General features: G+C 34.2%; 12 protein-coding genes and 1 pseudogene. 10 read left to right on the top strand and 3 right to left on the bottom strand.

The features are described 5' to 3' along the window. The 8 genes from AACZ41_RS17780 to AACZ41_RS17745 all read left to right on the top strand — a co-directional run. A partial coding sequence (locus AACZ41_RS17780; RefSeq protein ID WP_339629946.1) for a Crp/Fnr family transcriptional regulator occupies positions 1 to 614 on the top strand: 614 nt, incomplete at its 5' end. Positions 615 to 682: 68 nt separating this feature from the next. Then, entirely contained in the window at positions 683 to 1,480 is a 798-nt protein-coding gene (locus tag AACZ41_RS17775) for a sulfite exporter TauE/SafE family protein (protein ID WP_339629945.1), read from the top strand. A gap of 83 nt (positions 1,481 to 1,563) precedes the next feature. After that, positions 1,564 to 2,979: an MBL fold metallo-hydrolase gene (locus AACZ41_RS17770; protein WP_339629944.1), complete on the top strand. Its 1,416-nt coding sequence runs from the start codon at positions 1,564 to 1,566 to the stop codon at positions 2,977 to 2,979. A gap of 136 nt (positions 2,980 to 3,115) precedes the next feature. Next, complete coding sequence (locus AACZ41_RS17765; protein WP_339629943.1) at positions 3,116 to 4,525, top strand: MBL fold metallo-hydrolase; 1,410 nt, start codon at positions 3,116 to 3,118, stop codon at positions 4,523 to 4,525. A 204-nt stretch (positions 4,526 to 4,729) separates the two neighbouring features. Beyond that, positions 4,730 to 5,392, top strand: a complete 663-nt coding sequence (locus tag AACZ41_RS17760) for a peroxiredoxin (RefSeq protein WP_339629942.1) — start codon at positions 4,730 to 4,732, stop codon at positions 5,390 to 5,392. A gap of 88 nt (positions 5,393 to 5,480) precedes the next feature. Further along, entirely contained in the window at positions 5,481 to 5,825 is a 345-nt protein-coding gene (locus AACZ41_RS17755; RefSeq protein ID WP_339629941.1) for a rhodanese-like domain-containing protein, read from the top strand. Positions 5,826 to 5,926: 101 nt separating this feature from the next. Beyond that, complete coding sequence (locus AACZ41_RS17750) at positions 5,927 to 6,934, top strand: DUF3365 domain-containing protein (RefSeq protein WP_339629940.1); 1,008 nt, start codon at positions 5,927 to 5,929, stop codon at positions 6,932 to 6,934. 3 nt (positions 6,935 to 6,937) lie between these two features. Continuing rightward, positions 6,938 to 7,207, top strand: a complete 270-nt coding sequence (locus tag AACZ41_RS17745; protein ID WP_339629939.1) for a cation transporter — start codon at positions 6,938 to 6,940, stop codon at positions 7,205 to 7,207. Positions 7,208 to 7,243: 36 nt separating this feature from the next. On the opposite strand, the gene AACZ41_RS17740 is transcribed toward AACZ41_RS17745, so the two are convergent. After that, positions 7,244 to 8,119, bottom strand: a complete 876-nt coding sequence (locus AACZ41_RS17740; protein ID WP_339629938.1) for a sterol desaturase family protein — start codon at positions 8,117 to 8,119, stop codon at positions 7,244 to 7,246. A gap of 237 nt (positions 8,120 to 8,356) precedes the next feature. On the opposite strand from AACZ41_RS17740, the gene AACZ41_RS17735 reads away from it, so the two are divergent. Both AACZ41_RS17735 and AACZ41_RS17730 read left to right on the top strand, forming a co-directional pair. Further along, positions 8,357 to 8,563, top strand: a complete 207-nt coding sequence (locus tag AACZ41_RS17735) for a DUF2892 domain-containing protein (protein WP_339629937.1) — start codon at positions 8,357 to 8,359, stop codon at positions 8,561 to 8,563. A 146-nt stretch (positions 8,564 to 8,709) separates the two neighbouring features. Next, the gene (locus AACZ41_RS17730; RefSeq protein WP_339629936.1) at positions 8,710 to 10,020 is read left to right on the top strand and encodes an FAD/NAD(P)-binding oxidoreductase; all 1,311 of its coding nucleotides are present in this window, start codon (positions 8,710 to 8,712) and stop codon (positions 10,018 to 10,020) included. A 55-nt stretch (positions 10,021 to 10,075) separates the two neighbouring features. Here the strand turns inward: AACZ41_RS17730 and AACZ41_RS17725 are convergent, their stop codons facing one another. Further along, positions 10,076 to 11,413, bottom strand: coding sequence for an OprD family outer membrane porin (locus tag AACZ41_RS17725; RefSeq protein ID WP_339629935.1), 1,338 nt, complete (start codon positions 11,411 to 11,413; stop codon positions 10,076 to 10,078). A gap of 4 nt (positions 11,414 to 11,417) precedes the next feature. Then, positions 11,418 to 11,618 (bottom strand): annotated as a pseudogene (locus AACZ41_RS17720) (cytochrome C); the annotation flags it as partial.

Below are 11,618 nucleotides of genomic sequence, written 5' to 3'. Positions count from 1 at the left end.
AGCAATACGGAAATATTTTTGAAGAGGAACTAATTAATGAAATTGTTCAAGTAGGTACATTTAAAGAAGTGCCTGAAGGATATAAATTGATAGAAATAGGCGATTACTTAAGAGGAATGCCTTTATTAATATCTGGTGTTATTAAAATTCTTAGAGAAGATGAGGATGGTGACGAACTACTACTGTACTACTTAGAAAAAGGTGATACGTGCTCAATGACCATGGCGTGTTGCATAGGCGATACAAAAAGCGAAATCAGAGCCATTGCAGAAACAGATGCAAAACTTATTATGATTCCCATTCAGAAAATGGAAGAATGGACCACTGAATATAAATCATGGCGAAATTTTGTCTTCAACAGTTACCATGTTAGATTAAATGAGCTTTTAACCACATTGGACAATATCGCTTTCCAAAAAATGGACGAACGTTTAATTGGCTACTTAAAAGAAAAAGCTAGGGTAACAAACGATCATATTATTCATAGTACCCACCAGGATATTGCTTATGACCTTCATAGTTCTAGAGTAGTAATCTCCAGATTATTAAAAAAACTAGAAGAGATGGGTAAAATAAAACTTCATCGTAATTACATTAAAATTTTAGATTTATAGTACTTCTGTAACTATTGTTACTGCGCACGTTTTCATACAACTTTACTTTTGAGGTATAAAATACCCTTATGGAAATGTTGCATATTTTTGGATATTTAAGCGCCTTAGTAATAGGTATTTCATTAGGCCTTATTGGTGGTGGAGGTTCAATTTTGGCAGTACCCGTTTTAGCATATCTTTTTACAATAAACGAAAAAGCGGCAACTGCATATTCTTTATTTATCGTAGGCGCAAGTGCCTTAGTAGGTGGCTGGAAACAGCATCTTAAAGGATTTGTAGATTGGCGAACGGCATTCGTTTTTGGCGTTCCTGCTATAGTAGGTGTTACCTTGGTAAGACATTATGTAGTACCTGCATTGCCAGATATTTTGTTTCAAGTAGAAGATTTTCAATTTACCCGAAGAATGGCCATGTTTGGCCTGTTCGCTGTATTAATGATTCCGGCAGCGTATTCTATGCTAAAAAAAGAAAAGAATCTTATTAAAACAGGTGATGTTGCTTATAATTATCCCCTGATTTTATTAGAAGGATTGATTGTTGGTGGTATAACGGGTATGATCGGTGCTGGTGGCGGATTCTTAATTATTCCCGCTTTAGTCATATTGGCAAATGTAGAAATGAAGGTTGCTATAGGTACATCATTAATTATTATTGCTATTAAATCTTTAATGGGATTTTTTCTGGGAGATGCAATGACCATGGAAATAGATTGGGATTTTTTAGTTCTATTTACATGCCTTTCGTTCATCGGTATTTTTATTGGTAGCTACTTGAGCAACTTTATAGACGGCAAAAAATTAAAGAAGGGTTTCGGCTATTTCATTCTAGTTATGTCCGCCTTTATTTTCTACATGGAATTTTTTTAATAAAATTTTCCTTATGTGACAAAAGTCACTATACAGCTCATATACAAAAAGTAATTTTAAGGTATTAATCAAAATTTATAATCATGAAAGTTGAACAAATATATACAGGATGTCTGGCTCATGCCGCTTACTATATTGAAAGTAAAGGAGTAGCTGCGGTATTTGACCCATTACGCGAGGTACAGCCTTATTTAGACCGTGCAAAAAAAGACAACGCTAAAATTAAATATGTTTTTGAAACACATTTTCATGCCGACTTTGTGAGTGGTCATTTAGATTTACAAAAAAAGGCTGGTGCAGAAATAGTTTTCGGTCCTGGTGCAAAACCTGCCTACAAGGCAACCACAGCTAAGGATAACCAAATCTTTGAAGTAGGCGATTACAAGGTAAAAGTAATCCATACTCCAGGCCATACTATGGAAAGTACGACCTATCTTTTAATAGACGAAAAAGGTAATGAACATGGTATCATTACCGGTGACACTTTGTTTATAGGTGATGTAGGCAGACCAGATTTGGCACAACATGTTGTAGCTGATTTGACCGAAGAAAAATTGGCAGGTTATTTATTCGATTCACTTCGAAATAGAATAATGCCTTTAAGTGATGATTTAATTGTTTATCCTAATCATGGTGCTGGTTCTGCTTGTGGTAAAATGATGAGTAAAGAAACTACGGATACCTTAGGGCATCAAAAAAAGGTGAATTATGCCTTGCGCCCAGACATGACCAAAGAAGAATTTATCAAAGAATTGTTGACAGGACTTACAACACCACCGGGGTATTTTCCTAAAAATGTTCTTATGAACATTCAAGGATATGAGAGTTTAGACAAAATTATGGATAGGGCTACCACACCATATTCCCCAGAAGCTTTTGAAGCTGTTGCCAATGAAACAGGTGCATTAGTTTTGGATACTAGGGATGCAGATGACTTTGCAAAAGGGTTTATTCCTAATAGTATTAATATTGGTCTTGATGGTAGTTTTGCCCAATGGGTAGGTGAAATGATTCCTGATATAAAACAAGAAATACTTTTAGTTACTTATAAGGACAAGGAAAAAGAAGCTATTACAAGATTATCGAGAGTGGGTTATGATAATACGGTTGGCTTTTTAAAAGGAGGATTTGATGCATGGAAAGAATCTGGAAAAGATTTTGAGGTTACAAAAAGAATTGATGGTTCAGAATTAGAAACTCTTTATAAGAATAAGAAACCTTTAATAATTGATGTAAGAAAAAAGAGTGAGTTCGATTCAGAACATGTTATCGGGGCAATCAATGTTCCCTTAAATGAAATCAATCAACATTTGGCACAATTTCCAAAAGACAAACCATTTGTTCTACATTGTGCAGGTGGCTATCGAAGTATGATTGCCGCTTCTATTCTAAAGCAAAGAGGATGGCAAGATTTTACTGATGTTAGAGGTGGCTTCGAAGATATTTCAAAAACATCAATCCCTAAATCGGAATATGTTTGTCCTTCTACCCTACTATAGTTTTTTTTTTAAAAATAGTAAAATTAAGCCTCATTTTTTATGGGGCTTTTTTTATGACCGCACACGAGTGTAACCTAAGTTACTGTACTACACAATTTCTTAGTGTAATTTTGACCCTAATAATAAATGTGAACTTATGAAGGTAGAACAAATTTATACAGGTTGTCTTGCGCAAGGTGCATACTATATAGAAAGCAAAGGAGAGGTTGCAATTATTGATCCCTTGAGAGAGGTAACACCCTATATTAAGAAAGCAACATCTGATAATGCTAGAATCAAATATATCTTTGAAACGCATTTTCATGCCGATTTTGTGAGCGGTCATGTTACCTTGGCTAAAGAAACCGGAGCAGACATTATTTACGGTCCTAAAGCAAATCCATCTTTTGACGCCATTATTGCGAAGGATAACCAAGAATTCAAATTAGGTGATGTAACCATAATCGCATTGCATACTCCTGGTCATACAATGGAAAGTACCACGTATCTCTTAAAAGATAAAAAAGGCAAAGACTATGCAATTTTTAGTGGGGACACCTTATTTCTTGGAGATGTGGGTAGACCAGATTTGGCTCAAAAAATGGGAGAATTAACCGAGCGTGACCTTGCTGGGTTTTTATACGATAGTTTACGTGAAAAGATAATGCCCTTGGCAGATGATGTAATCGTATATCCGGCCCATGGTGCTGGTTCTGCTTGTGGTAAGAACATGATGAAAGAAACGGTAGATACGCTAGGCAATCAAAAGAAAATGAATTACGCGTTACGTAAAGACATGACCAAAGAGGAATTTATAGATGAGGTAATCGATGGTCTACTTCCACCGCCCCAATATTTTCCGTTGAACGTAAAAATGAACAAAGAGGGGTACGAAGATATCAAAACGGTATTGGAGCGTGGTACAAGAGCACTTTCCCCAAAGGCTTTTGAAGCCGCGGCAAATGAAACGGGTGCCATTGTATTAGATGTGCGCCATCAAGATGATTTTGCCAAAGGCCATATACCACGCTCTATATTTATTGGTCTTGACGGTAGTTTTGCCCCTTGGGTAGGTGCCTTGATCGCTGATGTAAAACAACCCATTTTATTAGTTGCCCCAATAGGATTAGAAGAGGAAGCTGTAACCCGACTTTCTAGAGTTGGTTTCGATGGTACCTTGGGATATTTGAAAGGCGGGTTTGAGGCTTGGAAAAAGGCATCAAAGGAATATGACACCGTTAGCCAAATTGATGCAAATGAGCTTAAAAAAAGTATTGAAACCGAAAATGCTCCTGTCTTTGATGTACGTAAAAAACCTGAATATCTATCTGAACATATTTTAGAAGCCGTCAATACACCATTAGATTTTCTAAATGACCACTTAGCGGAATTTCCTGAAAATAAAATATTTTATGTGCACTGTGCCGGTGGTTATAGAAGTATGATAGCTTCCTCGATTTTAAAAAGTAGAGGTATACATAACCTTATTGATGTTAAGGAAGGATTTAAGGCTATAAAGGAAGTAGGTATTCCGGTAACTGAATATGTTTGCCCAACAACGTTATAAATAAAATATCAAATAGAGATTTTAGTCATTTAAGAACAAAACTTGATTTAGTTTTTGAATCTGCCTAACGGTAGGCTGGTTGATGTAAAGAGGATTATTTTTCTAAAAAGTATTCCTCTTTTTTTATGCTTTTTTAGCACTATGTAACTAGGGTTACTGTAGCTATTTCAATGTAATGGTACCTTTAATTAAAATTAGAAGAACATGGAAACAATAAATGATATTGAAGTAAATAGTATGCCAAGAATTGGAGATATTGCTCCAGATTTTGAGGCTGTTACTACAAAAGGAAAAATTAAATTATCTGATTTCGCTAAAAACAAATGGATAGTAATGTTCTCGCATCCAGCAGATTTTACGCCTGTTTGTACCACTGAAATGAGCGGATTTGCAGTTCGTAAACCAGAATTCGATGCACTTAACACAGAGCTACTAGGGTTAAGTATCGATAGTGTTCACGCACACTTGGGTTGGGTTCAAAATGTTCGCCAGAATACAGGGGTATATTTCGATTTTCCTATCATAGCAGATATAGATATGAAAGTCTCCAAGAAATACGGAATGTTACAGCCTAATGAAAGTGAAACTGCAGCTGTACGGGCCGTATTCTTTATTGATCCTAAGAAAAAAATTCGTCTGATTATGTATTACCCATTAAATGTAGGGCGTAATATGGATGAGATTTTAAGAGCATTAGAAGCCTTACAAACTTCTGACAAATTTAAAGTAGCAATGCCTTTAGATTGGAAGAAGGGTGATAAAGTAATTGTTTCTCCACCTAAAACTTTAGACGAACTAAACGCTCGAATTGCAGATGATACCTTAGAAAAAGTTGATTGGTATCTAGCTAAAAAAAGTATTAATTAAATTTTTTATTGGTTGGTTGGTTCAAGAAGCGGTCTTGAAAAAGGCCGTTTCTTTTTAGTATTGAATATTAATTTTAAACATAATAAATATGTCATTTTTAGATGCCATTTTTGGCAAGAAAAAAGAAACTTTAGGTCTGATTGCCATTTTAAATAAAAATGAATACGCGACGGCCATTGTTACAAACAAAATAAAACCTATTGACGTTAGAACAGCATCTGAATTTAATAGTGGTCATATTAAAAATGCTATAAATATCGATTTTTTCAATCCTAACAATTTTAAAAATTATTTTGAAAAGTTAGATAGAAATAAGGCTATATATGTGTATTGCAGATCTGGTGCAAGAAGCCAAAAAGCTGCACGTAAATTATTAAACATGGGCTTTCTTGAAGTGTATGATTTAAAAGGTGGTTATTCTTCCTGGAATTGATCATCGTAATACTTTTATGTACTAACAAATGAAAATGGAGAATTCATTCTTTCAAAAATTTGGCAATTAATATATGTGGTAATCTTTAAACTCTTAATTATATGAAAAATGCACTACTAATTTTATCAGTCATGTTAATGGTTAGTTGTAAAGATTCGCCAAATAGTAAATTTAAGGTGATCACTGAAAATGAGAGCAATTCTAAAACTCAACAAGCTGCTAATGAAGGTAAAAAACTTTTAGAGACTAAATGCTATGTATGTCATAATCCTGAATCGGATGAAAATAATGTATTGGCACCGCCCATGGCCGCTATAAAAGCCCGATATAGTAAAGACCACTCTACAAAGGGGGCTTTTTCAGATGCTATATGGAACTTCGTAGAAAAACCTACCAATGAAAAGGTTAAAATGAAGGGAGCGCTTAATCGTTTTGGTTTAATGCCATTTCAATCATTTGACGAAAAGGAAATACGTAAAATTTCAGATTATATATTCGATTACCAAATTGAAGAACCTGAATGGTTCAAACAGCATTGGGAACAAAATCATGGAAAAAAAAACTATCATCAAAAAGGTAAAAAGATGAATGGTAATTTTAATATGAGTAAACAAAACTTAATGGAAAGAGGTATGACATATGCTCAGAGTACCCGGAAAGTTTTAAGAAAAAATCTGATGTTAACGCTACAGGAAAATGGTGCGGTAGCCGCTGTAGAATTTTGTAATGAAAGAGCTTATCCACTAACCGATAGCATGGCAATTATTCATAATGCAAAAATTAGAAGGGTGACCGACAAGCCTAGAAATCTTGAAAATCAAGCGAATGAAAAAGAGCTTGAGTATATTGAACTTTTCAAATCAAAAATTAAGAATAAGGAAACCTATGAGCCTATTCTAATTTCTGAAAATGGTACGACACATTTCTATTCCCCAATTGTAACCAATACCATGTGCCTAAATTGCCATGGAACACCAATAACGAATATAGACCCAAAGGTTACTCTCATATTAAATTCTAAATACCCAAATGACAAAGCTATTGGTTATAAGGAAAATGAAATAAGAGGTATTTGGAGTATAACTTTCGATGGGAAAAAAAATAAGTAAAATATGACTTCAGTAATTCTAATTCAAAATCTAAAGTGTGGCGGCTGTGCAAAAACGATTATCTCTAAACTAGAAGAAATACTTACGATAACCAATATAAGTGTATCTGTAGAATCGTCATCGGTTAAATTTGATATATTAAATCAAGAAGATATTACTACCGTAAAAAATAAATTAAAGTCAATTGGGTATCCGAGTATTGACCAAGACAATTCTCTTTTATCAAAAGCAAAATCCTTCGTTAGTTGCGCTTCTGGAAAATTATCTAATTAAAATCTATTTATTGGTCAAAAAAGAAGTGGATAACTATCACTTCTTTTTTGGCTTAAACCCATGTATTACTTGTCCAAAAAAGTCTTTTGGTAAATTCTCATCACCTGGATAACCTAACTTAACATCTCCACTATCTTCTGGAATGTAATTGGTCTTGAAAATATAATCCCAAATACTTAAACTGATGCCGAAATTTACTCCGTAAGTTCCTTTGGGTAAATCATAGGCATGGTGGTATAAATGCATAACGGGATTATTAAACAAATACTTTAAAGGTCCCCAAGTGATTTTAATGTTAGAGTGGTTAAAATGCCCAATGGCAATTGCAGCAAAATGAACGATATAGGCCTGTTCTGGCTCAAAACCGCCTAAAATCATAACCCCGAATGTTTTTAAGGGTTTATAGAAAATATTTTCCATCCAGTGGTAACGGAGGTGTGCTGCAAACCCCATTTCCTTAACACTGTGGTGTACTTTGTGAAAATTCCATAGAAAAGCATACTTATGCAGTAAAATATGGGTAAACCACTGTACAAAATCCAAAATAACAAAAAACAGAAGTAATTGTCCCCACATTGGCCATTTAGATATATTTATAAGCGCCAAACTGTTGGCTGCAATACCCAAATCGGTAAAGAACACATTTAGCATTTTATAAATACCACTTATAGCTATGGCAAACAAAAAGAAGTTGAAGAACATGTAAAAACCGTCTAACCAAAAATCTTTTCTAAAAACACCCTGCTCCTTTCTCCAAGGAAAAACGATTTCTAAAAACCAAACTAACAAAGAAATAAAGATTAAGCCCCAAAAATAATTGAGATACCAAGGAACATTAAACATTATGGATTTTATAGTCCAATTAAACGTACCTGATATCGCATTTATAAATGCATCTAAATATGCTTCCATTCGTATTACGATTTTTGTAAATATACTTTTAATAAAAAGTTAAATCTGTAACTCTTGTTACATATTATATTTTAATAACCTCATGTTTAAAACATGACAAATGTCATACGCTAGCTTACAGGTTAATATTAATTTGCAGTATAATTTTAACATAAACTATAGCGCTAATCTGTTGGTCTATAATAAACAATCATCATTACAATTTGCGCTTTACATTTTAAATTAAATATCATTATCATGAAAAAAAACATGGGAAGTACAGACAGGTTTATTAGAATTTTTATAGCCGTAGCTCTTTTAACTACATTTTATACTGATACCGTTACCGGAACCTTGGGCTATGTATTGGCAGCTATAGCAGGTATTTTAATACTAACAACCTTTATTAGCTTTTGCCCGCTTTATACCTTGTTCGGTATTAATACTTGCAAGATCAATAAATAAATCAACCTTAAATTTTCAAATCATATAGACCTAATTCCAAATCATGGAATTAGGTCTATCACTTTTTATAGCGTTATGTAACTTTTGTTACATATTTAGCAGCTTAGAACAATTATATTTATTAAATTATAAAAAATAGTTGTAAAATGAGCTCACATCATCAGGTAATAGTTATTGGAGGTGGTACTGCCGGTATTATGGTAGCAGCCCAGCTTCTCACTCAAAAAAAAGCAAAGGACGTAGCAATTATTGAACCAGCAGATACTCATTATTACCAACCTGCATGGACTTTAGTAGGTGCTGGCACGTATGATTTTGAAAAAACTGCCAGGCCAATGTCATCTGTAATTCCTAAAAATGCTACGTGGATAAAAGATAAAGCGACAGGTTTTGATCCTGAAAACAATATTGTACATACGGCATCTAAAGGAGATATTACATACGATTATTTAGTAGTCGCACCAGGTTTGGCTTATGATTTTAGTTTGGTACCTGGTTTGGGTGAAGCCATGGATAAAGGTGTTGTGTGCAGTAATTATACAGACCCAAAGCATACTTGGGATGTTATCAAAAATTTTAAAGGAGGAACCGCACTATTCACACAACCTACAACACCGATTAAATGTGGTGGAGCTCCCCAAAAAATTATGTATTTGGCCGAAAGTCATTTTAGAAAAAGTGGCGTTCGAAAAAAGACCGATGTTATTTTTGCTACCGGAGGAACGGTTATTTTTGGGGTAAAAGAAATTGCCAAAACCTTAATGGAAGTAGTTGACAGAAAAGATATCAACCTAAGATTTCACCATAAATTAGTGGCTGTAGATGGTGATAAACAAATTGCTTGGTATGAAATGGGTAAAGAAATTACAGCTGGTGGTTGTGTAGTAATTTCTAGTGATAAGGTAAATGACTTGAAACTAGACGATAAGTTTCAATATAATTATAAAGATGTTAAGGTAACCGTAAAAGGTAATCGCTATGGCATTCATTATGATATGTTACATACCGCACCACCATCAGTAGCCCCTAAATTTGTAAAAGAGTCTACTTTAGTGAATGAAGCGGGATGGTTAGATGTAAATCATCAAACTATGCAACACAATAAGTATCCGAATATTTTTGGATTAGGAGATGTATCCGCATTGCCAACAGCCAAAACAGGAGCTGCCATACGTAAGCAAGCACCCATCGTAGTTGATAATATCGACCGTTTAATGAAAACCCATAAAATGGGAACTCAATCGTACAACGGTTATTCTTCTTGTCCGTTAGTTACTGATTACGGTAAAATGGTTTTGGCCGAATTTGATTACGATAATAATTTTACACCAGACCCAAAACTGAAGCAGATGCTAATCTTTGATTCTTCTAAAGAACATTGGAGATTGTGGATGCTTAAAAAATATGGCCTTCCTTATTTGTATTGGAACAAGATGATGAAAGGTAAAGACGTTTAATTTACTACCAATAAAAAATCCCCATTGCAATGGGGATTCTTTATTTAATTTTTTTTTAAAAGTTATAGTTTAGTATTAAAGCTACATGAAATAAATCTACTTTATTCAAATAGAAATTAGGATTATCAGGAATATCATCATTGCCTAATTTCGAGGTAAGTAAAAGCTGTGGTTTAAAACGTTTTAACTTTTTAAAATTGAAGAATATATCTAAGTTGATATGCGTGTAATCTGGCATGGCATATTTATTTAGCGAGGCATCGGTTACTTCTGGTTTCCAATGCTTACCAATACTAAGAATTGAAGTTAGGTTTAGATTCTCCTTCAATACACCAAATTTATTTCTATAGTTCAAAACTAAAGCATGATTATCTGCTGTACCTTCGCTTCGTTCTAGTTTTTGAAAACTAAATAAGTCTTCCCTACCCCATTCGCGTGGCGATAAAAATTGACCATTCGGCAATATTCTATCATAGGCTAAGGTCACCAATCCAACTTTACTTTTATAAGCAATCTTTAATCCTAGCACATCTGCTGAATTTTGATTGAAATAACGAAGGGAATCTACACTGCTTCCGCCTTCACCTACCTTATTCTGATGCAACCACTCCCCTTCTAATTTCACAGATTTGGATATTCTTAAAGAAGGTTTTACATAGAATGAATTGAAAATATTTTCTACATACTGATTCCATATCTTAACATTCAAATTTTCAGTTACCTCAAAATCGACATTTGCCATTATAATATAATCCGATTTGGTAGTGTTGGTATATTTGGAAGCATTGCCATATTTATTTCTACCCACCGGATATGTACCTATACTTTCACCGATACCATAAAACTTGCCCGTAGACCTTGGTGCTATTTCATTTAATATTCCAAGTTGAAGAACTGTCTTTTGTCTTTTGTAGTTATACCAAAAACCTTGAACTAAAGTCGGAATCATTCTACCGTCTTCAGGATTTATAAGCGGTGTATTTATTTTCATTCGCCCAAGCGTAAATGAATGCTGAGCCAATTGATATTTCGCGTACAATTCACCTAATAAAAAAACAGCATCATTCTCTAGGTCTAACCTATCAAACAATCCTTCTTCATACCTACTCAATCTACCTGTTGTACTATCAGGAACGGTTAAATCTTGTAATCCTAAATTGGTGGAATTATATACAGCTGCTCCTAATTCTAAGTTTTCGAGCAGAGTATATTGATATTTTAATTTACCCCCGGTTGCCAAGGCATTGAAATCCTTTAGGCCATCTTTATTAGATGTCATCATGCCATATGTGCGCCATTGACCAGAAAGTGTTCCTTTTTTCTTTACATCGACAGAATCTTGTGAAACAGAAAATAAGGGCAGAATAATAAATAGTATATATACTAATCGCATTCGCTTATTTCGTTTTGGTAATACCGTATTCCTTTTTGTAGTATTCCATGATTGGAGGAAAAGGACCATATTTGTGTTGCTCAGTTGAAAAATCATCGGACCACGGACCATAAGGTGTTGAAACTGGTTTTAGTTTTTTATCGGGATAATCGTTCTCTGAATTCAACTTGTGAGGTCTTGAAAAACTGTTGATATAACCCGCTAC

This window comes from uncultured Maribacter sp. (genome assembly GCF_963974015.1).
In the GTDB taxonomy this organism is placed as follows: domain Bacteria; phylum Bacteroidota; class Bacteroidia; order Flavobacteriales; family Flavobacteriaceae; genus Maribacter.
This window is presented reverse-complemented; position numbering and strand designations above follow the sequence as displayed.

Bases quoted from the DNA above. Each gene is read 5' to 3' on its own strand.
- AACZ41_RS17775 (WP_339629945.1), top strand. From the start codon at position 683: ATGGAAATGTTGCATATTTTTGGATATTTAAGCGCCTTAGTAATAGGT.
- AACZ41_RS17770 (WP_339629944.1), top strand. From the start codon at position 1,564: ATGAAAGTTGAACAAATATATACAGGATGTCTGGCTCATGCCGCTTAC.
- AACZ41_RS17765 (WP_339629943.1), top strand. From the start codon at position 3,116: ATGAAGGTAGAACAAATTTATACAGGTTGTCTTGCGCAAGGTGCATAC.
- AACZ41_RS17760 (WP_339629942.1), top strand. From the start codon at position 4,730: ATGGAAACAATAAATGATATTGAAGTAAATAGTATGCCAAGAATTGGA.
- AACZ41_RS17755 (WP_339629941.1), top strand. From the start codon at position 5,481: ATGTCATTTTTAGATGCCATTTTTGGCAAGAAAAAAGAAACTTTAGGT.
- AACZ41_RS17750 (WP_339629940.1), top strand. From the start codon at position 5,927: ATGAAAAATGCACTACTAATTTTATCAGTCATGTTAATGGTTAGTTGT.
- AACZ41_RS17745 (WP_339629939.1), top strand. From the start codon at position 6,938: ATGACTTCAGTAATTCTAATTCAAAATCTAAAGTGTGGCGGCTGTGCA.
- AACZ41_RS17740 (WP_339629938.1), bottom strand. From the start codon at position 8,119: ATGGAAGCATATTTAGATGCATTTATAAATGCGATATCAGGTACGTTT.
- AACZ41_RS17735 (WP_339629937.1), top strand. From the start codon at position 8,357: ATGAAAAAAAACATGGGAAGTACAGACAGGTTTATTAGAATTTTTATA.
- AACZ41_RS17730 (WP_339629936.1), top strand. From the start codon at position 8,710: ATGAGCTCACATCATCAGGTAATAGTTATTGGAGGTGGTACTGCCGGT.
- AACZ41_RS17725 (WP_339629935.1), bottom strand. From the start codon at position 11,413: ATGCGATTAGTATATATACTATTTATTATTCTGCCCTTATTTTCTGTT.